This window comes from Shewanella sp. FDAARGOS_354 (assembly GCF_002209245.2).
Taxonomy (GTDB): Bacteria; Pseudomonadota; Gammaproteobacteria; order Enterobacterales; family Shewanellaceae; genus Shewanella; species Shewanella xiamenensis.
This window is the reverse complement of the sequence record NZ_CP022089.2, coordinates 1,840,859-1,867,147: the sequence shown is the minus strand read 5'-3', so window position 1 is coordinate 1,867,147 and position 26,289 is coordinate 1,840,859. Positions and strand designations below refer to the sequence as shown.

Below are 26,289 nucleotides of genomic sequence, written 5' to 3'. Positions count from 1 at the left end.
GAAGCGACGTATAGTCTGACTTAGTTATACGTCAATCACGACCCTGTCTCTGCTTTCATGTTTTGCTTTGTAGAGTGCTGCATCGGCGCGCTCAAAGGTTTCGTGTATGAGCTCATTGCCCATGACTCGTGCAGCCCCTATAGATACTGTAACTGTAATTCGCTGATTTTTAAATTTAAATGGAATATTTTTTACTTTTTCTCTAACTCTGTTTAAAAGTTGAGCGATATCGTTATCGTCAATATCTGGCAAAATGAGCACAAATTCTTCACCGCCGTAGCGGGCGACAAACTCGGTATCCCGTAAAGAATTTTTTAATGCCATGGCGATGACCTGTAGGGTTTTGTCCCCAGTACTGTGGCCAAAACTGTCATTGATGCTCTTAAAGTGATCGATATCTGCAATCGCAATCCATAGCGGAGATTTATGACGTTGGTAATTGCGATACTCAAGCTCCATGCGCTCTTCTAAGGCAGCACGGTTAGGTAATTGAGTTAGGCTGTCCAGCAGATTGAGCTTTTGTTGTTCGAAAAGTCGTTCTTTATAGGTATTGGCCTCGTTGCTCAGCTCGTTAAGCTCTTTGCGCATGGTTTCCATCGATTTACGCAGTAAGGCTTGCTCCCGTTGTTCTAAGGCTTCTTTGCGGGCGAGTGCGGAGCGAATTGAATTGAGCTGTTCGGTTAAACGTGCTTTGAGGTCGACAATATCGTCGGTATCGATAATGGCTTCACCCACATTATCGACTCGAGAATTGATTTCACGATTAAGCTGGGTTTTAAGTTGGAAACTACGCTGGTTGTGATTATAGGATTCACTAACGACTTCCCGCACTGCTGCTAAGGCATCGTTTAAGGCGTAGAGAAATTCCTGAGAGGCGGATTTTTCCCGTGCAATATTATCGAGCAGCAGGGATAAAATCGTTTGATAAGCCTCCAGTAAATTATCGATTTCAATATCGGATGCTAGCATTTCTTTAATGACAAGCACTTGATCGCGTTGATCTTTACGGAATTCAATTTCCGAGATCATTTGTGCCAACTCATGGGCGAGTTGTCTGTGCTTTGGTAACACATCTAACTTTTCAGTTTCATTAAACTGTTGCTGTAGGATGGTGTCGTAGAAGCCGATAATTTGTTTTACTTTAGGAATGTACTCCCACACCGTATGGAACGGTTTAGCGAGATCTTGCTTAAAGTAGTTAATTTCTTTTTTGAGCTTTTCTGGTACAGAGTTAACCCGTTGAATTTGGCGGACGACCTGTGCAAGCCCTGCGCGACTTTCTTCAAGTTGTACCATTACATGGTGGTATTGGCCTTTTAATAGGCGTTCAACATCGACCAATTCAGGTAGGGCTTCATCGACTCGCTCAAAGGTATTTAAGTTATGGCGAAGTTTGGCAAGCTTATTATCCAATTCTAAGTTTTGACCTTTGCAGGCAAGACTTAAATGACCAATAAATTGGAGTAAAGTTTGTAACTTAGCATTTCTATCTTCATTGACTTCATCGAGGGCAAGTTTTGCCGAATGAAGTTTCTGTTGAAGTAATGCAAGTTGTGTAACAGTCGCGTTGGAATCCTTCATCCGGAGTATTTTCCTAACTCTGCAGGGCTAACAAGCAAGACGTCCTCTGTCCAGATTAGCGTTTAACTCATATGCTTCTAATGTTATAACAATGGTCGTAGAGTGCAAATTGCTTTGCTTGTACGATAGTGATTAATTGTCGATATTGATCAAATATTTTCTAACAAATGCCGATTTTGGTTATTTTCCCAGCAAGGCCATACAATATCTTCCTTTATCGCATTCGTCTCGACTCGGATCAGGCCGCGTTCAATACCTTTCTCTAAGTGCAAAAACAGCGGGTCGGCAAACAGTGTCGGTGGCACGAAATCTAATGCTCTGAGACTCACATAATAGCAAGTGTCATTTGGCAAACTTCGTGCACCAGCGAGCGCCATTTGCACGGTTTCAAACAGCAATTTGGGGGCAATGTTAATCTCCGCTTTGGCAAGCAGGGGCAAATTGATAAAGCCGAGATTGAAACTAGGCGTAAATGCTTGTTTATCGAATTGCTGTTGAAGTTGTGTTAACACTTGCTGTGGTTCTACGGCCTCAGTAAACCTGACCGCAAATAAGCCTTGGCGGATCACATAGACGGGCATAAACAGACTATGGCTAATATGGTTTGTGAGCTGACGGGTCATAGTATTGGCAAAATATTGGCCGTGATTGAGGTCAGTCGATATATGGTCGCGAAATTCAATTAAAGCTAGCGCAGTGGTTTGAGAGCTAGGCGGGTTTAGCGTCAGATCGTTTAATAGTGCAGCATATCCCTTATGATGGGTAAAAGGTTCTTCTAAGCTTAATTGAAGCAGCGATGCGTTTTGCTGTTTGCTCTTGCGTCGTTGATTTAGTAAGAAGATAACTGCTATCACCAACAAGGTTATGATAAGACCACTAAATGCCAGGAATTGATTAGTATCCTTAGCGGTTTGAATGGCATCATTTAACTTGCTTTGAATCATATTGAGTTCTAACTTGAGCTGCTGTTCAGCAAGGACTGAAGCAGTGACGCCAGGATCTTTAGCGGTGTCTTTTAATGAGTTGTTTAACTCAATAATCTTTTTTTGTGTGTTGATCACTTTGGCTTGATCTTGCTGTTTTTCTGCCGAAAGGGCGATTTGTGTCAGTGCTGATTTTTGCTCCTCTGGTAGATTTAAATCTGTCGCCAACGCTAAAGCGTTTTCAGCATGCCCCATCATCAATGGCCAATCTTGCTTGCCTTGAGCAATTTCACCAATCAGTAATTCGTTATAGACCAAGTAATGATGGCTTTGTTTTTCAGTAAATATTTTATTAGCCATCAACAAATACTTAAGTGCATTCACATCATCATTAAGATGCGAATAAGCTTGACCTAAATTGTGGAAATTAAGCCCTTGAGCGATGTAATTACCGCGTTTAGCATCGAGTTGCTGAGCATTAAGGTAGTAATCAATGGCGCGGTTCCAATCCCCTTGCTCACCATACACCATGGCAATAACTGTCATACAGCTGGAAAGATAAGTATCGTTCCCTAGCTTTTTAAATCCTGCTGCGGCTTCGTGGGCATTTTTTAACGCTTCATCCCATTGTTTTAAATCACGATACACCTTAGCGAGTTGTAACTGAAGATGCGTTTTCATTGACGGATAATTGGAGCGATTTGATAGTCGAATCGCTTCACTATAATGTTGCAATGATTTGGTTAGTTGTTGATTTTTATTATAGTAGTGCCCTAGTTTCGATTCGGCCGCCGCGATGAGGTAGTCGTTTCTGAGCTTATAAGCTATATCGCGATAAGTGTGAAAATGCATTAGTGCAGGAACATCTTGGCGAATAACCAAGTGCATGCCACCTAAATGTTCATGGATGGTATGTTTTAGCAGCATAGACTCAATATCAACGCTTTCGCTGATCTGTGTCAGTGCTTCGTTATAAAAAGCGATCGCTTCTTGGTATTTTTGTTCGGTGCGGCCGATATAGCGCCCCTTTAGCATGGCGACGGTGGCTTGCTCGAAGGGCGTTTGCGCTATGCTTGCCAGAAGTTCGATTAAGTTGTTTGCGTCTTGAAAACCCACCTTGGTTTTGACATTGGGTTCCAGATTTAACCGTGCGAGGAGTTGCAGTATGTGCTCAAACTCATCACTGCTGTAGCCCTGTTCTTGGGCTGCTCGTTCGAATTGTTCACGGTTCTTAAAGGTGATAGGAAAAGAAATCGACTGATTAAGCCTGTCATACATTTTTTGTGGCGTTTCACGCAATTCTATTTCTTCAGCCTCAAGATCAACCGCCAATGTTTGAAAAGAAATAGATATTAACAAGGTCACGAAAATAACAATGAGTTTATGCATGTGTAGGTGGCCCTATATTCCCTAAGTCAAGGAACTTATTTTGTTAGCTTTTGTTAGCGCCTAATGAGGATGCTACATCGACTTGTTATACTTGGAAAAAATATAAGAAGCATAATAACAGAAGACGGAAGGAAGTCAGAGTGAAACCCAATAGATTATCTATTTTGGCATTAAGTGTATTAGGGTCGGCTAACGTATTTGCCGATGTGGATTACAAAATTGATTTAAGCCAACCCCAACATCATCTTGCACAGGTGAGTGTAACGTTTCCCGAAGCTAAAGCAGGTGAGCTAATAGTTAATCTTCCTGTGTGGCGTACGGGTAAATACCAAGTGCTGAAGAATCCCCTGATGATTTACAAATAAATCATCAAATTAGAGTGGAAGCGCATCTTGTTGCATGATCAAATGGTTTCGCTAAAAACTACACTTGGACAACAAGATGCGCGAAGCCAATATCCTACAACATTCTTTACACCAATACTGCCCAGAACTTCACCTAAAACGATTAAACAGCTTGATGCTGGCCTCTAAGGCACTGATTGAATGTAAGACACTGACCTTGACTGAGTTAGGTCGAAATTTACCAACCACGGCCCGAACCAAGCACAACATCAAGCGCATTGATCGTTTGCTCGGCAACACGCATCTGCATCAAGAACGGTTAGCTGTCTACCAATGGCATGCCAGCCTCATCTGTTCTGGTAACCCTATGCCGATTGTGCTCGTCGATTGGTCAGACATCCGAGAGCATAAACGCATCATGGCTCTGCGCGCCTCAATAGCCTTCAATGGCCGCTCTATTACCCTGTATGAGAAGTCCTATCCCCTATCAGAACAATGCTCTAAGGCCTCCCACAACGGTTTTTTAGCGGACTTAGCCAAGATTTTACCTTTGCATGTTACCCCTCTCATCGTGACTGACGCGGGGTTCAAAGTGCCTTGGTACAAAGAGGTTGAGGCGCATGGTTGGTTTTGGCTAAGCCGTATTCGCGGTACAGTTCAATTTGCAGATATTGGCGCTGAAAATTGGCGTGCAGTTCGCAGTACACATGACTTGGCCAACGGTCAAGCGAAGAGCCTGGGTTGTAAGACCTTGACCAAAACTAACCCTATCAATTGCCATCTCACGCTTTATCGTAGCAAACCTAAGGGGCGTACAAATCAGCGTTCAACGAGGACTAATTGCCACCATCCATCGGCAAAAACGTACTCAACATCGGCGAAAGAGCCTTGGGTGTTAGCCAGCAATTTACCACCAGAATCTCGGAGCCCAAAGCAGCTGGTAAACCTGTACGCCAAACGTATGCAAATAGAGGAAACCTTTCGTGACCTCAAAAGCCCGGCATACGGCTTTGGCTTACGCCAAAGTCGTACCAACAGTCCAGAGCGATTCGACATCATCCTACTGATAGCGTTGATGGTTCAATGCCTGTTGTGGCTAGTTGGTTTACACGCACAGCAACAGGGCTGGGATAAGCATTTTCAGGCCAATACCATTGGGCATCGAACGGTACTCTCAACGATTCGCTTGGGATTGGAGGTACTCAGGCGGCCTGATTATCAAATCACGGAGAAAGAATTGCTGGCGGCCTGGGTATTATTCGCCAATCAGTTGCTCAAATATGGCTATGCTATGGCTGATTTATGAGGGGATCCTTCAGTACCAAGTGTTACCACTCTCTGATGGCGTGCGTTTATTCACGGCAAAAGACAGTAAGGGCAATCCACTCCCATGGAAACGCAGTGCTAGTGGCGAGTGGAAAATTGCCTTAGATAATCCAACCAATGTAACCGTGAGTTATCAACTTTACGCCAATGAATTAGGCCAGCGCGTGCGTCATATTGATTCAAGCCATGCTTATCTCGATGCCAGTGGCGTATTAATGTATAGCCCGCAATTTCGAGAAGACCCAGTTGCAGTACAATTAACCGTGCCCGAAAACTGGCAGAGTTATTCGGGCATGTCGTCAGGCAAAATGGCGCATTCATTTATTGCACCTAATTATGATGTGCTAATTGACTCCCCCATTGAAACAGGGGTGAGTACTCACAATAAATTTAGTGCTAATGGCAAAGACTATGAATTAGTGTTTTGGGGTGAAGGCAACTACGATGCCGATAAGGTGGTGAAAGACTTAACCGCATTGAGTGGCCAAGCCAAAGCGATCTGGGATGATTATCCTTTTGATCGTTATGTGTATATGGTGCATGCCACCAGCGGGGCGGGCGGCGCGACCGAGCACTTAAACTCGACGGTTATCCAACTACCACGGTTTAGTTTTCGTGAGCGTAAGGATTACCTGCGCTTTATTAGCACGGCGTCCCATGAGTTTATTCATACTTGGAACGTTAAAGCTTATCGTCCGGCGGGTCTTGTTCCCTACGATTATCAGCATGAAAATATGACTGAACTGTTGTGGATTGCCGAGGGATCAACTAGTTATTTCCAAGGGCAATTGTTGCTGCGCGCAGGTGTAATGACGCCTAAGGAATTTTTAGAAGACCTCGCCAAACGCATCGAGAAGAGTGAGCTTACACCGGGGCGCGAAATTCAATCCGTTGCCGAAGCCAGTTTAGGCGAGTGGAGCAGCACGGGCGGCGATTATGCCATTAACCACAGTGTGAATATTTACTCCGAAGGTTATTTAGCCTCACTGGCGCTGGATTTCTCTCTGCTGACGGACTCGAATCTTGCCCATTCATACCGCGACGTGCATCGTAAACTCTATCAGGATTACCGCGTTCCTAAGGGGTACACTGTGGCCGATGTGCAGCAAATTCTGAAGGACTTATCGGGTAAGGACTATGGCCCATGGTGGCAAAGTCATGTGAATAGTCCACTGAGCCTTGAGTTTTCAAGCCTGTTGTCTCAGGCGGGATTAGTGATGTCCTACGGTAAAGACGCTAAAGCTGAGCCTTTTACGGGCATGACCTTAAGCAGCGAATATGGTTCTTTGGTGCTTGCCCAAGTATTGCGTAATAGCCCCGCCTGGCAGGCTGGTATCATGGCGGGAGACGAGATTATCGCGATTAATGGCTTAAAGGTGACCGCTCAAGGATTTGATAAGCGCATCAAAGACTTTAAAGTGGGTGATAAGGTCGAAATCACCTTATTTAACAACGACAAAATCAAGCAAGTGGCGTTAACCTTAGGTGAGAAACAAAGCGGCAAGCTAGTGCTCAAAGGCGATGTGAAGGCGACTAAACAGCAAAAAGCCTTCTTCAAGGCTTGGCTGGGCATCGATTGGCCGTTTGATAATAAGGGGGAGCTGCTGACGAAAAGTTAACTTGTTTGCGATTTGAGTGAGTGGGCTTTAGGTTGGCTTATTCGAATCACTACCAATGTGTTACTTCAGTCATAGAGACTAAAAAGGCGCCGCAGTGAACTGAGTCCAACTGCGGCGCCTTTTACTTTTCTAATACTCGCTAGGAAGGAGCCTTGGCCAAATACGATCAGCGTTTTAAGCGTTAAGCTTGAGCCTCTTCAATGCCACCCAATGCAGAAACTAGGGCGTGCATTAGTGCGACTAATTCACTGCCCATTAAGGCAAAGTCAGCATCGAGGCGCGCCATCGGATCTTCATTACCCAACTCATCGTTACCCGCTCTAAATTCTTCGGAGAATTTTAAGCGTTTCACACTGGCATCGGATTGCAGCAGTAGCGCAATCGATTGGCCAAAGTGCAGGGCGAGCTTATGCACTTCTTTACCGGTTTCAAGGTGGGCAAGTACTTCGTCTTCTTTTAGATCTTGCTGCTTAAAGCGTACTATGCCGCCTTCATCTGCGGCTGATTTCAGCTCAGCTTCATCTTGTATTTCAAAAGGTAAGGGGGCGCTGCCATTTTTAAGCCATTCAGTTAATTGGCTTTCAATCGGTGCTTTAAAGCTTAATGGGATCACTGGCAAGCTACCTAAGGCCTTGCGTAATAAGGCTAATAATTCTTCTGCCTTAGTGGCGCTTGAACTGTCAACGAGGATCATTTCTAACTCAGGTAAAATCAGTGCGCGTGTTTGGCTGCGGCGCGAAAAAGCGCGTGGCAATAGGCTAGTGATGATTTCATCTTTTAGCGCATCTTTTTCTTTTTTGGCAAGTTTACGATTTTCTTCGTTTTCAATTTGTGCCACTTTTTCTTCTAATGATTCTTTAATTACTTGACCAGGAAGAATTTTTTCTTCTTTAGTGACACAGATTAGATGACGATTGTTGGCGCTGTGCACTAAGGTGCTGCCCTGTTTACCTAAGGCATTGGAAAACCCAAATTTGCTGACGTCTTGGCTGGCGCACGGGGAAAATGTGAAATCGGCAAGTGCGGTTTCAAGTGCTTCTGTCTCGATGGAAAAAGGTTTATTGAAACGATAAATAGTAAGATTTTTAAACCACATAAGATGCGCTCATTGGAAAAATAAAGTCGCAGTTTACGGCATAGTTGCGGCGGGGTAAACCTACCTGAAATCGTTAAATTTTGCCTTGGTTGCAGAATTCATCAAAATGTAACATTGAGAAAAACTCAGCTATAACCCTTGGTGTTAATGGGTTTTGTCTTTTGTAGGTGGTGCGGTTTTATGGTGGTAGTCCTAAGTTGTCACAATTGAAATAAAACTGAAACAGATTCATTGCAAACTTTCGGTCGTTCCAAACCAATAACCAAGACGAACATAACGTCGAAAGGATTAAATGATGAACGTTTTTTGTAAAACTCTACTTGCTTCTGCGCTAGCTTCTGCAACTCTGGCTTCTGCTTATGCCGCTGAGCCACTGACTGTTTATGGTAAGTTGAATGTTAGCGCTCAATCAAACGATGAGAATGGTGACGCTACAACAACTATTCAAAGTAATGCTTCTCGTTTTGGTGTGAAGGGTGATTTCGAATTATCAAGTTCACTTACCGCTTTCTATACTGTTGAGTATCAAGTAGATACTGGTAATGCATCAAGCGACAACTTTACTGCGCGTAATCAATTTGTTGGTTTAAAAGGCGACTTTGGTTCGTTCTCTGTTGGTCGTAACGATACTTTGCTGAAGATTTCTCAAGGTGGTGTTGACCAATTCAATGACTTTATGAATTCTGGTGACCTGGCTAAATTGTTTAAAGGTGAAGTTCGTGCTGCGCAAACGGCAACTTACTTAACCCCTTCCTTTGGTGACTTTGTGTTTGGTGTCACTTATGTTGCGGAAGGTAATGATGTTAAAAGTCAATTTGCTCAAGATGGTTTCAGTGCTGCCGCCATGTATGGTGACGCTAAGTTAAAGAAAACCGCTGTCTATGCAGCCCTTGCCTACGATTCTGATGTGTCTGGATATGAAATCGTGCGCGCTAGCTTACAAACCAAGTTAGCAGGCATCACATTGGGTGGTATGTATCAGCAGCAGGAACAAACGTACAAATACAATGCAACAACGGGCCAACCAGTTGAGGTGTCTGCAGACAGTGCGACTGGCTACCTGTTAAGTGCTGCTTATGATATCAATGCTGTGACATTAAAAGCTCAATATCAAGACATGGAAGACTTAGGTGATTCATGGTCAGTGGGTGCGGACTACAGCTTAGGCAAGCCGACTAAAGTGTTTGCTTTCTATACCAACCGCTCTTTAGAAGCGAATACAGATGATGATAAATACATCGTTGTTGGTTTAGAACACAAGTTCTAATCTCAGTATTAAGATTGAATTAAGGAAGCTTCGGCTTCCTTTTTTATTTTTAGCCCAAAACCACCTACTTCAGTAGGTGGTTATCATCATTTGAGGCTTTGCCTGTATACCTACCCATGTTAAATGCATCTTTGATTTTTAGCGAAGTCAAAAGAGGCAAATAACATGAGTAGATACGAGCAAGCATCGCATGTGTTCTGGCGATGTCAATATCATATAGTCTGGACACCAAAGTACCGCTTTCGGATATTGAAAGGTAATGTCGGAAAAGAGGTTTATCGATGCATTCAGGTTTATTGCCATCAAATGGGATGCATAGTCATGGAGCTAAATGTTCAAGTTGACCATGTTCATTTAGTAGTGAAGGTACCTCCGAAGATATCTATATCGAATTTAATGGGGGCGTTAAAAGGTAAGATAGCTTTGAAAATATTCAGTAAATTTCCTTACCTACGTAAGAATAAACTTTCGGGAAATCATTTTTGGCAGAGAGGATACTTCGTCGATTCGATTGGAATTAACGAGGAAATAATCCGTAGATACGTTAGGCATCAAGAGAAAGTAGAGCGGCAAGAGCAGGGTCAACTTGCTCTTGAATAAAGGCCCCCTTTTAGGGGGTTAAAACAAAGCCACCTTCTTCAGAAGGTGGATTCTTTACTGCGATAAACAAACAGTTATATAAACTTAATATGACAATCATCGCTACTATATAGCTTGTGCGGCACACTTATTCATAAATCTGTAATAAAAATGACTAATAATAGCCGTGTTGACATTCACTGACAGAAAATCACCTATGACTGCAAGGATATTGATAGTAGAAGACGAGTTAGCTATCCGCGAGATGCTGACTTTTGTAATGGAACAGCATGGGTTTACCACCTCTGCGGCAGAAGATTTTGATTCGGCCATTGCGCTGCTAAAGGAGCCTTACCCCGATCTGATTTTGTTGGATTGGATGTTTCCTGGAGGAAGCGGTATTCAATTGGCTAAACGCCTCAAGCAGGATGAGTTTACCCGTCAGATCCCCATTATTATGCTCACCGCCCGTGGAGAAGAGGAAGATAAGGTTAAGGGCCTCGAAGTGGGCGCCGATGACTATATCACTAAACCTTTCTCACCCAAGGAGTTGGTGGCACGTATCAAAGCGGTGCTACGCCGTAGCGCGCCGACCCGTCTTGAAGAAACGATTGACGTACAAGGATTGTTACTCGACCCCGTGAGTCACAGGGTAAGTGTTGGCGATACTGTACTCGATATGGGGCCCACAGAATTTCGATTGTTACACTTTTTTATGACACACCCAGAACGTGTCTATAGCCGCGAACAGCTGCTTGATAATGTGTGGGGCACAAACGTATATGTCGAAGACCGAACCGTTGATGTGCATATTCGCCGCCTACGTAAAGCGGTTGAAGAGTCGGGCCATGATCGTCTCATTCAAACGGTTCGTGGTGCGGGTTATCGTTTCTCAACACGTAGTTAGTGCCAAATAAGAGATAGGCACAGGTTAGCTTTTCGGCTATCTTGTGCTCCTCTTATTTAGCCTGATGTTTGGGTTTATTTATGTTCGACTCTTATTCAGGGTACCGGTTGTTTACGCGCTTAGCCGTATTTTTACTGCTTTGTTTGCTCATTGGTTTATTGGTAGGGAAACCCCTCTGGATACTGATCATTGGATTGCTAGGGCTAGTGTTCTGGCATTACCGTCAGTTAGCGCGACTTAATTTTTGGTTATGGCGAGATAGAAAATTAACGCCTCCCCAAGGCACTGGCAGTTGGGAAGGCGTATTTAATGGTATTTACCGCCTGCAAGGTAAAAATCGTCGCCGAGTCGGTCAATTGGCGGCTCTACTTGGGCGTTTCCGTCAAGGCGCTGAAGCCTTACCCGATGCAGCAGTCGTGCTCGACTCAGAGCATAATATCTTATGGTGTAATAAATTAGCTCAGCTGATGTTGGGATTCGTTTGGCCACAGGATAATGGTCAACGAATCGATAATTTAATTCGTCATCCCGATTTTTCTGCCTATATCAAAGCGGCTGAATATAAGGAACCCTTAGAGCTGGCTTCGCCAGTATCGGAGCGGCGTTTACTCGAAATTCGTATCATGGCCTATGGCGATCGGCAGTTACTGTTGATTGCCCGCGATATTACACGGATAAGACAACTCGAAGGCATGCGTAAAGAATTTGTCGCCAATGTGTCACACGAACTCAAAACCCCGCTCACTGTATTGCAGGGCTATTTAGAGATGATGCAAAGCATGGCGGAACCCGATTCGATGAACGCTAAGCCCTTAGCCTTAATGCAGCAGCAGACTCGGCGAATGCAGTCGATGGTCGAACAATTACTGGTGTTATCGCGTATCGAAGATGCAGTGGATATTAATCTTGAGAACACGGTAAACATGTCGCAGCTAATGGAAGTTTTAAAGGAAGAAGCTAAAGCATTAGCGCAGGATAAATATGAGTTAAGTTTCCATTGTGAGCCGGGATTAGATTCCCATGGCAATGAGCTACAGCTTAGAAGTGCTTGCTCTAACCTGATTTCGAATGCGATTCGTTACACTGAGCCTGGTGGTAAGATTACGGTGCAGTGGCGTAGCGTTGCTACTGGCGGTCTCTTCAGTGTGACAGATACCGGGGAAGGGATTGCACCGCAGCATATCAATCGCTTAACCGAGCGTTTTTATCGAGTTGATAGCGCGCGCTCACGGCAAACGGGGGGAAGCGGCCTTGGTTTAGCCATTGTGAAACATGCGTTAAGTCATCATCACAGTGAGCTTAATATCAGCAGTGAATTAGGAAAGGGTAGCACTTTCAGCTTTATGATCCCGCAGCATTTGATTGAACGTAAAAAATAATTGCTATTTACTGTAACGTTATTTTTTATATTAAAAACAGGCCATTATGGCCTGTTTTGTTTTTTATCGGGTTTGAATCGGCGGATTTTTTATAAAAAGGTGTTTTGTCATCTAAGTGTCATATCTTGGACATAGAATTGTCATTGTAGCGATTGATACTGGCTGCGTCTGAAGAAACTTAAGTTACAAATTAGTTAGCTTATTACTGGAGCACATAATGAAACTGAAAAAGCTTGTCGGCGCGATGACTCTTACTGCCGCTGGTGTATTCTCTGCCACTGCAATGGCATCTGTTGATCAATCTCTGCCAACTTACGAGAAAGCAAGTGGGGTATCGGGCAACCTTTCCTCTGTAGGTTCAGATACTTTAGCCAATATGATGACACTGTGGGCTGAAGAATTTAAACAGATGTACCCTAACGTAAATATCCAAATTCAAGCAGCTGGTTCTTCTACTGCGCCACCAGCATTAACTGAAGGTACTTCACAATTCGGCCCAATGAGCCGCAAGATGAAGCCTAATGAAGAAGAAGCCTTCGAAAAACACTACGGTTACAAGCCAACTGCAGTTCGTGTTGCGATTGACGCTTTAGCGGTATTCGTACACAAAGATAACCCAATCAAAGGCTTAACTGTCGAACAAGTTGACGGTATTTTCTCTTCTACTCACAAATGTGGTAGCAGCGACATCCAACGTTGGGGCGATTTAGGCCTTGACGGTAACTGGTCAGCTAAAGACGTACAGTTATATGGCCGTAACTCAGTATCTGGTACTTACGGTTACTTTAAAGAGCACGCTCTGTGTAAAGGTGACTTCAAGGCCAACGTAAACGAACAACCAGGCTCTGCTTCTGTAGTTCAGTCAGTGTCTCAATCACTGAACGCTATCGGTTACTCAGGTATCGGTTACAAAACTGCTGGCGTGAAAGCCGTTGCCATCGCGAAGAAAGGTAACGAGTTTATCGAAGCGACTGCAGAAAACGCCGCTAACGGTACTTACCCATTATCACGTTACTTATATGTATACGTGAACAAGCAACCAAACAAAGACTTAGCACCAATGGAAAAAGAATTCATCCGTTACGTGCTGTCTAAGCAAGGTCAGCAAGTGGTAGAAAAAGACGGTTATGTGACTCTGCCTAAGAGCGTCGTTGCTAAAGATTTAGAACAGTTAGGCATCCGCCTCTAATGCTAAATCGCTAAACCTTAAGGGTCTCTTCGGAGGCCCTTTTTGTTTTGGGGGCTAAAACCACCAACGTCAGTATGGGGTTATCATGCGAGGTGATTACTAGCTGGCGCTTACGACTGAAAATAGGCATAAAAAAAGCAACCTAATTAGGTTGCTGTAAATTCCAATTCGGAATCTGGGGACGGTCGCGCTAGAAACCATCGAAAGGAGAATGATGATGAACGAAGAAACTCATTGCAAAGATTCGGTTCATAATATCTGACTCAAGGGCGCGAAATTAGTTCAGCCAAAATAGAAAATTTTTGAAAAAATTTTTACTATTTTTCTTTATGCATTGAAAAATATGTAAATTTTATTTTTATGAGTTAACTAAAGTCGATTATAGCAAAACTTGGATTCAAGCATTGTTACAAAATGCCGATGCGAGGACAGTTTATTCGATTGCGCGTCGGTAAATCTGCGTCCGATAATATGATTAGATAATTTACCGTTCACAGGTTAGCTAAGTGATGTCATCAGAAAGCCAGCAAATGCCAATCGCTCCCGCAGCATGGGATTTAACTCGGGATTACCATTCCTTTGCCAATAGCGACCAAGTGCAGGTCACGCACTTATCCCTCGCGTTGAAAATCGACTTTGCGACTCGCACTTTGCTCGGGGAAGCGATTCTGTCACTTCGCTACTTTGAACCACAGACTAGCGAGTTATGGCTCGATAGCCGTGATTTACATATTTTATCGGTCACGACTGATACTCAAGAGCCCCTTGAGTTTGTGCTTGAAGTGCCAAATGAAATCCTCGGGCAGAAATTGGTGATCCAGCTACCCGCTGAAAAGTGTGAGCGAGTCTGTATTCACTATCGCACCTCGCCAGAAGCTGAAGGGTTGCAGTGGCTTATGCCTGAGCAAACGGCTGGCAAACAGTTACCTTATCTCTTTAGTCAATCTCAGCCCATTAATGCCCGCAGTTGGATCCCCTTGCAGGATACGCCAAAGGCGCGGATAACCTTCGATGCGAAAGTCCAAGTGCCCAAGGGAATGCGTGCAGTGATGAGTGCGATGAACCATCCAGATACACCGCTTGAAGGGATATTTACGTTTGAGATGGAAAAAGCCATCCCAACCCATTTGCTGGCATTAGCGGTAGGTGACTTGGCATTTCAAGCCATAGGCCCGCGCAGCGGCGTGTATACAGAACCTTGCATGTTGGCCGCCGCAGCAACTGAGTTTGCCGATACCGAACATATGCTAGATGTGGCGCAATCGCTATTAGGCCCCTATGCCTGGGGGCGTTATGACATGATCATCTTGCCGCCGAGCTTTCCGTTTGGTGGCATGGAAAATCCCCGTTTAGCTTTTTTAACTCCAACCTTGATTGCGGGAGATAAGAGCCTTGTGTCAACGGTTGCCCATGAGTTGGCACACTCGTGGACGGGCAATTTGGTGAGCAATGCCACATGGCGTGATCTCTGGTTAAATGAAGGTTTTACGACCTATTTCACCAATCGAATTGTCGAGGAAGTCTATGGCAAGGAGCAGGCTGAGCTAGAATGGGTGATTGAATTTGGTCGACTAAAAGAAGAAATGGCCGTTTTACCGCGCTACAGGCAAACGCTACCCGCCAATGTACAACAGGCCGATCCTAATCTGGCCTTTAACCGTTTTACCTATGATAAGGCGTCGATCTTCGTCCATGAATTAGAGCATCGACTTGGCCGCACCGAATTCGATAAGTTTCTGTTTGCCTATGTGCAGCACTTTGCTTTTAAGGCAATCACCACTGAAGAGTTTGTCAAATACGCCAAAGTCGCTTTAGTTGAAGCCTATTCCGATAAGATAAGCGAAGCCGAATTGTTGGAATGGATTTATGGCGAAGGGCTACCTCAAGGTTATGTGGGGCCCACATCGCGAAGTTTAGATAAGGTCGATAGCGCCTTGGAGGACTTTTTAAAGGGCAAAGTGGCCAGAGAGCTTAAGGTGCAAGGCTGGCGTGTCCATCACTGGCAATACTTTCTGACTCAATTGCCTGAAGTCTTGTCTCAGGTGAAATTAATGGATTTGGACGATACCTTTAAGTTAACCGAGTCGAGCAATGCCGAAATTGCCTGCGATTGGTTTAGGGTCGCTATCCGCAATCATTACGATCCTGTGCTGCCCGCTTTAAGCGCTTATTTACAGCGTATTGGCCGCGGCAAGTTTGTCCGTCCGCTTTACGCTGAGTTAAAGATTGCGGGTTATCATGCTGAGTTACAAAAGATTTATGCAAGCGCACGCGCAGGTTATCACCCATCCATTCAAGTACAGTTAGATAGGATGTTTAACTCGTAAAAACAGATAAAAAAATGGCAACCAAAGGTTGCCATAAGAAAATCAAGCTAGGAGACAAAGGAATTCAGTGCGCTAGCGTGTATTCGATTGCTTCCCAAAAGGGAGATGATGATGAACGACCAACCAATTCGACTCTATGCAATAACTTGAAACTGTTCCATTGAATTAAACGGCATGTTTTATCCATTTAATCCTTTGCTAAACTTTTCATTTAGCAATCAATTGTGCATTAAAGCGGATTTGTTAATCCTTACATATAGTCAGACTAAGGCATTTTCATAAAGTTCAGTTTGCGGCTAAAAATTTTTGAAATTATTTTCGACCATGCCGACATGCTAAATATAGAAGTTAGTGGGTGACTACATTTATTTTACAAATAAAACATAGACATAAAAAAAGGCAACCAATTGGTTGCCTAGTGACCTCTTCCTAGGTCAAGGGGGCCGCGCTAGAAGCCCCTGGGAGAATGATGAACATGAAAAAGACATTCGCTGTTCAATATGTTTGAGGGGCTTATAGGGTTAAAGTTCCATCGAAAATAAAAAATAACTTAACTTTTTATTTAATAGAAAAGTTTCAACGGGATAGCTCGCTGATTACTTTAAAAGCGTTTCTATTTTGTCGCTAATGTCTTCTGGTTTTGTGGTTGGCGCAAAGCGAGCGACCACTTCTCCCTGACGATTCACTAAGAATTTAGTGAAATTCCACTTAATCCGTTCTGTGCCCAATAGGCCCGGCGCTGCTTTTTTAAGATACTGATATAAAGGGTGAGTATGCTCACCGTTTACCTCGATTTTTGAAAATAGGGGAAAACTCACGCCAAAGTTGAGTTCACAAAAGCTTTGGATGCCTTTCTCATCGGCTTTTTCTTGGGCACCAAACTGATTGCATGGGAAGCCTAAAACCACAAATCCTTGTGCTTTATATTTTTGATAAAGCGCCTCTAAGCCTTTGTACTGTGGTGTAAAACCGCACTCACTGGCGGTATTTACAATTAAAATTACTTTGCCTTGATATTGTGCCAGTGCCGTTGGATTGCCTTGAATGTCGTTTGCGCTGTGGCTATAGATAGTCGATGTCATCATTACCTCCTTAGGTGTGATGATTAGCATAAATAATAGTTAAGTTGTTATCAATCAATTTGTGTGCAATTTATTCTGTGTGTTTGCCAATCTTCTTCAATATCAATATAGTTACGCTAATTTTTATCTCAGCAGAAGGGCGTTTATGTGACTGAACATGAAGCCGAATACGAAACAAACACACAGGCCGATGTCGGGCAGGTTGTTCAGCAACTCACTGAAGTTGAAGGTGAAGAACAGGCTGAAGTGTTCAGTGAAATCTTAAATGAAGCAGAGCCTGGTACTATTGCATTAGCACTGGAGTCTTTACCCCTAGACGAGCGTTACGAGCGTTGGCAACAGGTTGAGTTTAGTGACCGTGTGACAGTGCTGAGTTTAATGCGTGCCGATCCGCGTATGGGTATCCTAAAGCAGATGCCCGACAATGAGGTGGATCTGCTATTCGCGCAGCTCAGTCCTGAGGATTTGATTGAGTGGAGTGATTATCTCCCCGAAAGTTTTACCGACCGCGCCTTGGCGCAGATGGGCGAGCGTCAGCGGCAGCGTTTCGAGTTGTATGACCAATATTCGGAAAACGAAATTGGTCGTTATACCGATCATCAAATGTTAGTGCTCAGCGATAAGGCGACTGTGGCTCAGGCACAGCGGTTTTTCAGGCGAATTGAACTCGACTGTAACGACAACTTATTTATTGTCGATGAGGCGGATAAATACCTAGGTACGGTCAGACGTTATGATATTTTCAAGCATGATCCCTCTGAGCCGCTGATTTCACTGTTATCGGAAGACAGTCGTGCATTAACTGCGGATACGACGCTACTCGATGCCGCCGAGGCGATAGAACATAGCCGCGAAATTGAGTTACCCGTGATCGATGAGGCTGGGGAGCTGATTGGCCGTGTCACCCTGAGGGCCGCGACTGCCTTAGTGCGTGAACATTACGAAGCGCAATTAATGGCGACCGCGGGTATGGATGAGTCCGACGACTTATTCGCCCCAATCATCAAAGGTGCGCAGCGCCGCGCCGTGTGGTTAGGGATTAACTTACTCACCGCATTTTTGGCCTCGGCAACCATTGGATTGTTTGAAAACGTCTTATCTCAAGTGGTTGCACTTGCGGTACTTATGCCGATAGTGGCGTCCATGGGCGGGATTGCGGGGAGTCAGTCGCTCACCTTGATGATCCGCGGTATGGCGATGGGGCAGATCTCTGCGGGTAACTTATTCTCGTTAATGAAGAACGAGTTAGGGATTGGTTTAGTCAATGGCACTCTGTGGGCGATTGTTATTGGATTGGTGGCGGGCTGGTGGTTTGCCGACAGCACCATAGGCATAGTGATAGGTTGTGCGATTTTAATCAATATGGCGGTCGCGGCTTTAGCTGGGGTGATCGTGCCTATGGTCTTGCAGCGATTTAACCAAGATGCGGCGCTCTCTGGCTCGGTGATTTTAACCACTGTGACCGATGTGGTGGGCTTTTTCACTTTCCTCGGTATGGCGACGATACTCTATCTTTAAGTGGATTTGGTTGTTTAACTCATTTGTATGAATCAAAACGATATTCAATTTGTTCTTTGTCAAAACGCGGCCGAATTAGCGGCTGCGGCGGCATTAATTGACCTGCGGGATGACAACGCGCATCCCCTCGACCATCAGGCTTTTGCTCTGTCCCGCGCCGTGATATTGGCGAAGACTCTCGAAGGCGAGATAGTCGGCTGCGCAGCGATTAAGGCTGGTTCTGGTCCAGTGGGGGAACTCGGTTATCTGGTAGTCTCGCCTTTATATCGCCGCCGAGGCATCGCCCAAGGGCTTACCCTTATGCGAATTGAAGTGGCTAAAGCACAGGGAATCGCCCTGTTATTTGCCACTATTCGAGATGAAAACAACGCCAGCAGAGTGAATTTACTCAAGGCCGGATTTCACTTTTGGCGTAACTATTTAAGTATTCGAGGAACGGGGAATACCGTGGGTTGGTATTACTTAACCTTGTTCGATGAGATTGATATTGAAGGAACGATGCAAACCTTAGTGGGAAATCGTATACCAGCACCTTAATGTGTAAAAATTGTTTTATTTAGGTTTTGCTTATGTTTATTGCAGGTTTTTATTTGGTTTTAAATTCAAAAATATCGGCACCAAAATCCTAAATATGCAGATTTTCTTTTTTTATTCGGTATGATCCGCGCTATTACCCACAGTCATTATTGAGGTGTTTTTATGGCTAAATTCAGAGTAGCAAGTGTCTTATTATTGAGTGCAGCCGCGCTGCAAGTGAATGCGTCAGAATTTAATCTTGGCTTAAACAACGATGTCGTTTCTACTGAATTAGAGCTGCAAGTGAATAAAGATACTAATGCAGTATTAGGATATATTTATTCGGACGATAGCGGTCATATTGCTCAAGGTGCAATGCACATGACCCACGATGCGGGAGTGCATCATTTTGAAGTGGGCGCTAAGTTAAGCCAGTTATGGGCAGACGATGCGCCAAATGGCAGTACTGTGTCTGTCGGTGGTCGCTATGCGTTAGCCTTAGGGCCAAATATTTCTATACATGCTGCCGCTTACTATGCGCCATCGGTATTGTCTTTCGGTAATGTCGATGGTCAGTATGAATTGGATTCCAAAGTGCAATACAACATCAACCCAAATATGGCACTGTACGTCGGTTATCGTAAAATTGCCTTTGAATACGATAATGCTCGTGATTTTACCTTTGAAGATGGTGCGTACATCGGCGGTAAATTCCGCTTCTAATCGAACCAGTAAATTGGCGACCTAAATGTGTCGCCTCGAATTTAAAGCCGGCCAAGGTTACCTTTGCCGGCTTTTCCATTTAGCTTTGAGCTCGCTGTAACTTGGTAGGATGGAGGAGAAGAGCACTAGTCCAATGCCAATACACACCACAATGCTAAGGGTTTCATCTAAAAACCACCAACCAAACAACGCGGCAAAAATAAGGCCTGTGTATTCCACTGGTGCCATTTGGCTCGCATCTGCTCGTCGATAGGCATGGATAATCAGGTAGGTCATGCCGATATAAAACACGCCTAAGGTTAAGCCGACTTGAGCGACGGGGAGATTAAAATCTGCGCCCTCGTACCAAGTTGCCGGTATCAGAAAAACCATCGCAAAGGCATTAGACCAAAAGAGTGTTGAAAAGGGATGCTCGTGGGTTGAGTATGCCTTCAAAATCAAGCTGTTTGTTGCAGAAGTCATAGCCCCAAAAAAGGCTAAGCCAATGTAGAGATTAAATTCAGTTGGTTGGCTTATCAGTAATATGCCCGTAAAACCAATGATGCCTGCTACTGTTCGGCGATAGCCTATGCGCTCATGTAAAAAGAACGCGGACAATAACAGCAGTAATAATGGCGAGGTATAAATGACTGCGGTGACTGTTGCGAGTGGCAGATGCAATACAGCTAGCATAAAGATAGCATTGCCTAAACCAATTAATAGCGCTCGGCTTAAGTGCACTTTGTAAAAGGGACTTAACTTGAGATTGCCCTGTAAACGCCAGACAAAGGGCAGTACCAAAAGTGTGGCAAATAATTGCCGGTAAAGTACAAGTTGAAACACTGGCGTATTAGTTTCAAGCAACTTAACCAATAGGTTACCGCTGGCTATCAACAATTGTGCCGCTAAAATCATCAATAAAGGTGCCATAGGTATCCATGTTAACGACTGATATTGAGGCTAAAGTGTGGTTCTATAAGTTAACGACTAAAATATCATCATAAGGCATCCAATTGCCGACTAATTTAGTCTAATCAATTGTAAAAAATAAAATGTAGTCATAAAGTTAACACTCTAAATTGATTTTCTGCGTGGAACTAAACGCGGGTATATAAACCAAGATACCAATGAGCAAAACTAACGTGCATAATTTCTGGTGCTTTTTGTTGCTGTTTTGGACATTTAGTCCATTTGCCCTTAGCGCTGAAATTGCGTTGGACTCCCCTTATTTATTCCATGCAGAAGATAACCAGCTCCCGCCTGCCGATTTTAATGAGGTAACTCAATGGATGAGCCTACTCAAAGAAGCTAGCTCTGTGAGTCTGGCTGGTGGCGACTATTGGATGGTGTCTCCAGTGATGGTTAATAGCCGTCAAACTCGTTGGGTAGTCGATGCCAGTAATTCTATTGTTGAATCGGTCGATTATTGGTTACTTGGTAGTGATGGCTCAGTGCAAACGGCCCACAGTGGTTACTATGCACCCTATGAATTTTTATTCGATTACGGTCGCAAGGTTCAACTGAATATTGGGACTGATTATTGGTTGGTGACTCGACTGAGTAGCCGCTATTATTCCTCCGCCCCGGAGCTGGCTTTAACGTCAGAAGAGGTGCATCAGTTAACCAACGACCGTGTGGCAATGGCGATACTGATTTGTTTAGGGGGATTATTGTTTATCGCTTTATATAATATACTGATTTATATCTCTATTTTTGATAAAGCCTTCTTATATTATGGCCTTTATGTATTGGCCTATTTTGGAGGTTGGGCATTAACATTCCATTTACCCGCTCACTTGTTTAACTATCATCAATTAGAACTACATCATCTGTTTTTTATCAGTTTGCCGATATTTAATATTATGTTCTACAAGCACTTTTTACAGTTGCCTAGCTATTCGCCCCGATTGTGGCGACTGAGCCAGTACTTATTAGTTGCGTGTATTTTAGCCTTGCCAACTAGTATTTGGTTATTGCCCTATACCGCGATTATTGCCTCAGTCTTAATCATGCTGTGGATTGCGTTGGCTATCACCTGTGGCAATGTGTGTTTGATGAAAGGCTTTGCCCCAGCGCGCTATTTCATCATGGCCTTTAGTTGTTTGCTGTTGCCTGCGGTGATTATTTTACCGGGCAATATGGGGATTACTCCTGATTTTATTGAGCATGCTGAATTTGCTACTTTGCTCGGCGGCACTGTAGATGCCTTACTGTTATCTCTTGCCTTGGCTAATAAACTTAAACTCCTTTCTGAAGAACGTAAGGCGCATATCGAAGAGTTAGGGATCGCTTGGGAAAAAGCAAGGCTTGATGGCTTAACGCGAGTCGGTAACCGTTATGCCTTTGATGAGTTTATGAATTCTCAATTGGCCTTTTCCAATAAGGTGGTTAACCCTATGGCGTTGGTGCTGCTGAATGTCGACAATCTCAAGATGGTAAATGATACCTTGGGACATCAAGAAGGGGATCGTTTACTACAAAGACTTGTGCAATTTTTGCAAGCGACCCAAATTGCTCACCTCAAGATTTACCGGATCAGTGGTGATGAGTTTGTGCTTATTCTGCCTGCAAATAGCATGGAAACCTTAAGTACAAGCTTAAAGGAATTAACGGTACAATTTGCCGCAGAAGGCTTAAAGGATTGTCAGTTTAGCTTTGGTTTTGCCATCAATAGTGATGTGTCAGATCCCCACGAATGGCTACGCTGCGCCGATAGCAACTTATATCAATCGCGAATGGAAAAACGTCGTCAAGAATACGCCGATAGCCGCGCGGGAGAGATAGCTTCGATCTGAGCTTGAACACATTCAAAGATTTGGACTACAAAGGGGCTGCATAACACAGCCCCTTTGTATTTAGGCAAAGTCTTTTTCACCTTTGATAATGGCCGGATGGCCGCAGATGGCTTTAGCGGTATGCATGCCCGCCATGGTTGCTGCCTCGACACAACCGGCGTTGAGGCCGGTTTTAATCCAGTCACCCGTCATATACAGATTGTCGATACCTGTACCATCCGTGGTGATCCGATATTGTGAGCTGCCTTTAACGGATAAGACATAACGCTCCGAAGGATCCACATTGGCGCGCCAATATTGGCTATCGAATCGCGCTTCGCCTTGGCGGTTTTGTTCATCGTGCAACCATTCCCAGGGGAAGGTATCGCCAACATGCTGCCACAGTTTATGAATTTCCGTATTGAGCTGATTGATGGCGCCAGCCTTAGCCTCGGCGGTTTTTCGCTGCTGGAAACCGATATCCGAGCTAGGAGGATAGGCATCCACGGGTAAAGCCGAGCAGAAATAACTGGCATTTTTAGGCTCTAGTCCGCGCCAGTCTTCTTTATCGAGTAATTGGTCCATTGATGCCCACGTATCGAAGGGCTCGGTAAAGCCTGATAAGACAGGCTGCTCGCCATTCTCAGAATAATTGGGCCAACCAATACCATTAAGATCTTGATTCATCCACAGTTGATAGGCTTGGGTCGCGACTGTTTGTACTTTATCGACACAGGTTTTGAGCGCCGGACTCTGCGCCATGACCTCGCTCGCCACATGGGGGACAGAGCCAAGAGACAGCCCAAAAATGACTTTGTCGAAATCTACACCTTTGATTAGACGTTTTTTCGGAAGTGCTTGACCAAATTGCGCCTCGTATAGATTGTCCCAATCGCTCCAGAAGTGCTCAAGATTAATATCATGGGCTTTTAGCAAAGCGGCTTGTGCAGGCTCTAGCTGATCATAATTTGGGGTACTTGGCCAGCAGGCTAAGCCTTTGACATCCACGAGTGGATTATACTCTTTGACAGAAGGTGCCAGAGCTACTTGCTCAGTGATTTCAATCGCTTGAATGCTGTTATTGCGACATTCTAAATTATCGACCCGATTGAAAAAGTGGAAATTAACCCCGCGACGTTTTAGCACTTCATAGTAGGGGGTAAAGACCACATCTCCCATGCCAGCTTGCATTTTCCACATAATCCCGCCTTGATAACACAGTGCGATACGCAGCATAGAGCGGATAATGGTGCCTGCTTCGACATTCGGTTTGTCAAAATTGCCTTTTTCGTAGGCAAACACCAGATCATAAAAACCGCGTACTGGCGCGCTGTCGACCGTGTATTTTTGACTTGCACCGTGTTTGATTAACCATTCGCGGTAATCGTAGTCGTTGATGGCATCGAAGCCCTTTTCAAACACATCGTCGACAAACATCCCTTTTAAGATGGTTAAGCCTAAATCGACGGCGATATACAGATGACGCAACTCGTCGTTAGTGTCTAAATGGTCGCTAAAGCGTTTAACCAGCCTTTGGTGCAGGGCATCGACGGCGGACTCGACCAAACCATCGTCACTCTCGCTGTGGACATGCTCATCGCATTCGAGGCCAATCATTTGATTAAAATGGCATTCTAGCTTGTCACCCAGGGCGTCGAGGGATTCCATCGCATCTTCTACCGAATCCTCTAACTTATCCTTAAGTCGTTCAAACCAGCTGGTATCGAGCCAGTTTTTCGGTGTCGCCATGGCTTTTTCATCGGCCTCCAGCAGGGAGTCCATGTCCTTTAGCCATTCTTTTATCCAAGCAAAGGCGGCCTTAACTACCTTCCAGAAGGTTAAAGTTTCGGTACCATCTCCAGGGATCCCTGGGAGTGTTGGAAAGGTGATTGGCCAGCTAACGGAGCGACCATTAATTTCCTCCTGTAGCACAATAAAGTTATGGGGTTTAAAGGCATCGAAGAAGGTGGCCAGCGGTGCTTCGGGCGGGCGGTTTAATTCTTCATAGGCTTTACGCATCAAGGCGCAGGCATTTTGATAAAAACCAAACCAGATATGCAGGCCATGCTCTTCAATCCGTTGCCCCATCGCGGCATTGCGGCCACTTGCGCCCTTGCCGCCGATTCGCCAGCCTAATTGATAGACATCAATCTCATATTGGTTCTGCCAGCCGGGTCTGTCGGTGAGATAACAGGCGGCGGTCATGGCGGCGACACCTCCGCCGAGAATGGCAATTTTTTGTTTTTTGATTTCAGAGTTATCGACCAGCACTTCGCCCGGCGGTACTTCAAAATCAAAGTTCACATGGTAGGGCAGTAATACATGCTGCTCGCCGACCTCGACGCCTAGGGTCTCTTTGAGTGGGAAGCTAGCGTTATCAAAAATAGTGGCGACAAAGTCATTTTCCAACAGGGCGACACTGTGCACTTTGTTGACCTGTGCGGGCGATGCAGTAATCGCCTGATAAACCGCTTTTTGGCCTGAAGCGTCCGGAAACTGCTTTAAAAACACTTGGTCGATAGCGGGCTTAAACAGCAAATGGAAGAGTTGCTCCTCACCGAGCTTATCCAGCTCTGGAATAAAATCCGTTTGTTCTTTAAAGAGTTGCCAGGTTTGGGCTATGGCTTCTAGCGTGGTGAGCTGCGCCTCGGGCTTGGCATTGCAATTCACCTCAATCAGCGGGTGCATGGCAAGTTCAGTGTCAGGGCTAAAGTGTAAGAAGCTCTTTGTTGCCAGGGATAGGCGGGTTAATGGCTCTCCGACTGCGGGCATAGTGTATTCACACAAATACTTGGGATAACCGAATAACTCGCGGCCATTGATCAGGGCCATTGCATCATTCACCCAAATATGCAGCGGCTGAAAATACACATGGCTGATGGATGTGCTGTTGCTATTGTCTTGGCGACCGACCATGACCCAAGTGATGATGTCGGTTTCTTGGATCCAACCCTTGGCCCTGTCGGTTGGGTCTTCTGAATAGGCTTTCTCGATTTGGGTAAAAGTTGTCAGTACAAAGGGTGACAGCACTTTAAAGTACATGGCGCTTCCGGCCACTTGATTAAGGGTTTTATCGATAGAACGCTGTAAGTTGGCGAGTTTTCCCTTAAGAAAAAAACCGTACATATCGGCTTTATTCAATACTAAGGGCGAGTGCATTAACATACTGCCTGGGGGATAGATAAAATCGGGGCGTTGTTTTTCCATGGGATCATCCTTTAAACCCGTAAAGATGTGTAAGGTAGTTTTTGTCGACAAAAAAGCATGAGTAAACCCTAAAGAGCATAGGGTAAATAGGCCAATTAGCCTATTGATTTTACAATTGAATTAAAAGATGAATAGAGGGAAAAACTTAGATTAACTAGCAAGTTGGATTAACTCCAACTTGCTGGGATTTGACTGCTTATAAAGCTCGAATTTGCTAAGGCAAACGGGTCGTAGTTCAGTTACTTCGATTTATGCTGATAGAAATCCACCTCTGCATCATCTGAATAACGGCGCTTAGTATCCCTGCGACGTTGTTTTACGCGTTTGTTTTTTTGCTTACCTTTGACGTTATCGCCCCATGGCGCATCATCGTCGTCAAATTCATAGGAGTGTGACATGGTCAAAATTCCAAAAATACCTGTGCCATTCTCAGCACCCGATCTTTTTACCCAAAGGTGAGATTAAGCTAAAGCGAAATATTTAATCACTGATGGTGAAAAGTTTTGTCCAAGAAGGGGCGATACGTCTCTGTGGAATTGCGTTGGCGATTTTACCCCGCGCCGT

19 protein-coding genes and 1 pseudogene are annotated in these 26,289 nt (G+C 44.6%); 13 read left to right on the top strand and 7 right to left on the bottom strand.

Features of this window, described 5'->3' with window-relative positions; translation table 11 throughout:
- Positions 1 to 24: 24 nt before the first annotated feature.
- Together CEQ32_RS08425 and CEQ32_RS08420 are read right to left on the bottom strand one after the other, a co-directional pair.
- Positions 25 to 1,581, bottom strand: a complete 1,557-nt coding sequence (locus CEQ32_RS08425; protein WP_037416573.1) for a GGDEF domain-containing protein — start codon at positions 1,579 to 1,581, stop codon at positions 25 to 27.
- A gap of 149 nt (positions 1,582 to 1,730) precedes the next feature.
- Complete coding sequence (locus tag CEQ32_RS08420) at positions 1,731 to 3,893, bottom strand: tetratricopeptide repeat protein (RefSeq protein ID WP_037425805.1); 2,163 nt, start codon at positions 3,891 to 3,893, stop codon at positions 1,731 to 1,733.
- A gap of 140 nt (positions 3,894 to 4,033) precedes the next feature.
- Here CEQ32_RS08420 and CEQ32_RS08415 point away from each other — a divergent pair.
- The 3 genes and pseudogenes from CEQ32_RS08415 to CEQ32_RS08405 form a co-directional block, all read left to right on the top strand.
- Positions 4,034 to 4,231: pseudogene (locus tag CEQ32_RS08415) on the top strand (M61 family peptidase); the annotation flags it as partial.
- 103 nt (positions 4,232 to 4,334) lie between these two features.
- A complete protein-coding gene (locus CEQ32_RS08410) occupies positions 4,335 to 5,543 on the top strand; it encodes an IS4-like element IS10A family transposase (RefSeq protein ID WP_001206290.1) in 1,209 nt (402 codons plus the stop codon).
- On the top strand, positions 5,518 to 7,182 hold the full coding sequence (locus tag CEQ32_RS08405; RefSeq protein ID WP_226871893.1) for a M61 family metallopeptidase: 1,665 nt from the start codon (positions 5,518 to 5,520) through the stop codon (positions 7,180 to 7,182). Before CEQ32_RS08410 ends, CEQ32_RS08405 begins: the two co-directional genes overlap by 26 nt.
- A 181-nt stretch (positions 7,183 to 7,363) precedes the next feature.
- Here CEQ32_RS08405 and rdgC read toward each other — a convergent pair whose 3' ends face one another.
- Complete coding sequence (gene rdgC / locus CEQ32_RS08400; RefSeq protein WP_088585848.1) at positions 7,364 to 8,278, bottom strand: recombination-associated protein RdgC; 915 nt, start codon at positions 8,276 to 8,278, stop codon at positions 7,364 to 7,366.
- 292 nt (positions 8,279 to 8,570) lie between these two features.
- Here rdgC and CEQ32_RS08395 point away from each other — a divergent pair, with 292 nt between their 5' ends.
- From CEQ32_RS08395 to CEQ32_RS08370, 6 genes are all read left to right on the top strand, one after another.
- On the top strand, positions 8,571 to 9,545 hold the full coding sequence (locus CEQ32_RS08395; RefSeq protein ID WP_181159797.1) for a porin: 975 nt from the start codon (positions 8,571 to 8,573) through the stop codon (positions 9,543 to 9,545).
- Between the two features lie 165 nt (positions 9,546 to 9,710).
- A complete protein-coding gene (gene tnpA, locus CEQ32_RS08390; RefSeq protein WP_088585846.1) occupies positions 9,711 to 10,145 on the top strand; it encodes an IS200/IS605 family transposase in 435 nt (144 codons plus the stop codon).
- A 196-nt stretch (positions 10,146 to 10,341) separates the two neighbouring features.
- A complete protein-coding gene (gene phoB / locus CEQ32_RS08385; protein WP_011071727.1) occupies positions 10,342 to 11,031 on the top strand; it encodes a phosphate regulon transcriptional regulator PhoB in 690 nt (229 codons plus the stop codon).
- Between the two features lie 80 nt (positions 11,032 to 11,111).
- Positions 11,112 to 12,410: a phosphate regulon sensor histidine kinase PhoR gene (gene phoR, locus CEQ32_RS08380; protein WP_122040753.1), complete on the top strand. Its 1,299-nt coding sequence runs from the start codon at positions 11,112 to 11,114 to the stop codon at positions 12,408 to 12,410.
- Positions 12,411 to 12,627: 217 nt separating this feature from the next.
- The gene (locus tag CEQ32_RS08375) at positions 12,628 to 13,599 is read left to right on the top strand and encodes a PstS family phosphate ABC transporter substrate-binding protein (protein ID WP_011623458.1); all 972 of its coding nucleotides are present in this window, start codon (positions 12,628 to 12,630) and stop codon (positions 13,597 to 13,599) included.
- A 509-nt stretch (positions 13,600 to 14,108) separates the two neighbouring features.
- On the top strand, positions 14,109 to 15,926 hold the full coding sequence (locus CEQ32_RS08370) for a M1 family metallopeptidase (protein WP_181159796.1): 1,818 nt from the start codon (positions 14,109 to 14,111) through the stop codon (positions 15,924 to 15,926).
- A 596-nt stretch (positions 15,927 to 16,522) separates the two neighbouring features.
- Here CEQ32_RS08370 and CEQ32_RS08365 read toward each other — a convergent pair.
- The gene (locus CEQ32_RS08365) at positions 16,523 to 17,008 is read right to left on the bottom strand and encodes a glutathione peroxidase (RefSeq protein WP_037425797.1); all 486 of its coding nucleotides are present in this window, start codon (positions 17,006 to 17,008) and stop codon (positions 16,523 to 16,525) included.
- 147 nt (positions 17,009 to 17,155) lie between these two features.
- On the opposite strand from CEQ32_RS08365, the gene CEQ32_RS08360 reads away from it, so the two are divergent.
- The 3 genes from CEQ32_RS08360 to CEQ32_RS08350 all read left to right on the top strand — a co-directional run bounded on the left by CEQ32_RS08360 (position 17,156) and on the right by CEQ32_RS08350 (position 19,765).
- Positions 17,156 to 18,526, top strand: coding sequence for a magnesium transporter (locus CEQ32_RS08360; protein WP_088585845.1), 1,371 nt, complete (start codon positions 17,156 to 17,158; stop codon positions 18,524 to 18,526).
- A 27-nt stretch (positions 18,527 to 18,553) separates the two neighbouring features.
- Positions 18,554 to 19,063, top strand: a complete 510-nt coding sequence (locus tag CEQ32_RS08355) for a GNAT family N-acetyltransferase (protein ID WP_088585844.1) — start codon at positions 18,554 to 18,556, stop codon at positions 19,061 to 19,063.
- Positions 19,064 to 19,225: 162 nt separating this feature from the next.
- Positions 19,226 to 19,765, top strand: a complete 540-nt coding sequence (locus CEQ32_RS08350) for a YfaZ family protein (protein ID WP_037416607.1) — start codon at positions 19,226 to 19,228, stop codon at positions 19,763 to 19,765.
- Between the two features lie 57 nt (positions 19,766 to 19,822).
- Here CEQ32_RS08350 and CEQ32_RS08345 read toward each other — a convergent pair whose 3' ends face one another.
- Entirely contained in the window at positions 19,823 to 20,674 is an 852-nt protein-coding gene (locus CEQ32_RS08345; protein ID WP_037416608.1) for a DMT family transporter, read from the bottom strand.
- Positions 20,675 to 20,871: 197 nt separating this feature from the next.
- Between CEQ32_RS08345 and CEQ32_RS08340 the strand changes: the two genes are divergently transcribed.
- Positions 20,872 to 22,539: a diguanylate cyclase gene (locus tag CEQ32_RS08340; protein WP_122040752.1), complete on the top strand. Its 1,668-nt coding sequence runs from the start codon at positions 20,872 to 20,874 to the stop codon at positions 22,537 to 22,539.
- A gap of 60 nt (positions 22,540 to 22,599) precedes the next feature.
- On the opposite strand, the gene CEQ32_RS08335 is transcribed toward CEQ32_RS08340, so the two are convergent.
- On the bottom strand, positions 22,600 to 25,725 hold the full coding sequence (locus CEQ32_RS08335; RefSeq protein ID WP_122040751.1) for an NAD(P)-binding protein: 3,126 nt from the start codon (positions 25,723 to 25,725) through the stop codon (positions 22,600 to 22,602).
- A gap of 239 nt (positions 25,726 to 25,964) precedes the next feature.
- Complete coding sequence (locus tag CEQ32_RS08330; protein ID WP_011626757.1) at positions 25,965 to 26,123, bottom strand: hypothetical protein; 159 nt, start codon at positions 26,121 to 26,123, stop codon at positions 25,965 to 25,967.
- Positions 26,124 to 26,289 lie beyond the last annotated feature (166 nt).

Excerpts from the sequence above, each read along its gene's own strand:
- CEQ32_RS08375 (WP_011623458.1), top strand. The coding sequence starts at position 12,628 with ATGAAACTGAAAAAGCTTGTCGGCGCGATGACTCTTACTGCCGCTGGT.
- CEQ32_RS08335 (WP_122040751.1), bottom strand. The coding sequence starts at position 25,725 with ATGGAAAAACAACGCCCCGATTTTATCTATCCCCCAGGCAGTATGTTA.
- CEQ32_RS08370 (WP_181159796.1), top strand. The coding sequence starts at position 14,109 with ATGTCATCAGAAAGCCAGCAAATGCCAATCGCTCCCGCAGCATGGGAT.
- CEQ32_RS08420 (WP_037425805.1), bottom strand. The coding sequence starts at position 3,893 with ATGCATAAACTCATTGTTATTTTCGTGACCTTGTTAATATCTATTTCT.
- CEQ32_RS08345 (WP_037416608.1), bottom strand. The coding sequence starts at position 20,674 with ATGGCACCTTTATTGATGATTTTAGCGGCACAATTGTTGATAGCCAGC.
- phoB (WP_011071727.1), top strand. The coding sequence starts at position 10,342 with ATGACTGCAAGGATATTGATAGTAGAAGACGAGTTAGCTATCCGCGAG.
- rdgC (WP_088585848.1), bottom strand. The coding sequence starts at position 8,278 with ATGTGGTTTAAAAATCTTACTATTTATCGTTTCAATAAACCTTTTTCC.
- phoR (WP_122040753.1), top strand. The coding sequence starts at position 11,112 with ATGTTCGACTCTTATTCAGGGTACCGGTTGTTTACGCGCTTAGCCGTA.
- tnpA (WP_088585846.1), top strand. The coding sequence starts at position 9,711 with ATGAGTAGATACGAGCAAGCATCGCATGTGTTCTGGCGATGTCAATAT.
- CEQ32_RS08350 (WP_037416607.1), top strand. The coding sequence starts at position 19,226 with ATGGCTAAATTCAGAGTAGCAAGTGTCTTATTATTGAGTGCAGCCGCG.
- CEQ32_RS08365 (WP_037425797.1), bottom strand. The coding sequence starts at position 17,008 with ATGACATCGACTATCTATAGCCACAGCGCAAACGACATTCAAGGCAAT.
- CEQ32_RS08405 (WP_226871893.1), top strand. The coding sequence starts at position 5,518 with ATGGCTATGCTATGGCTGATTTATGAGGGGATCCTTCAGTACCAAGTG.
- CEQ32_RS08355 (WP_088585844.1), top strand. The coding sequence starts at position 18,554 with ATGAATCAAAACGATATTCAATTTGTTCTTTGTCAAAACGCGGCCGAA.
- CEQ32_RS08425 (WP_037416573.1), bottom strand. The coding sequence starts at position 1,581 with ATGAAGGATTCCAACGCGACTGTTACACAACTTGCATTACTTCAACAG.
- CEQ32_RS08340 (WP_122040752.1), top strand. The coding sequence starts at position 20,872 with ATGAGCAAAACTAACGTGCATAATTTCTGGTGCTTTTTGTTGCTGTTT.
- CEQ32_RS08410 (WP_001206290.1), top strand. The coding sequence starts at position 4,335 with ATGCGCGAAGCCAATATCCTACAACATTCTTTACACCAATACTGCCCA.
- CEQ32_RS08330 (WP_011626757.1), bottom strand. The coding sequence starts at position 26,123 with ATGTCACACTCCTATGAATTTGACGACGATGATGCGCCATGGGGCGAT.
- CEQ32_RS08395 (WP_181159797.1), top strand. The coding sequence starts at position 8,571 with ATGATGAACGTTTTTTGTAAAACTCTACTTGCTTCTGCGCTAGCTTCT.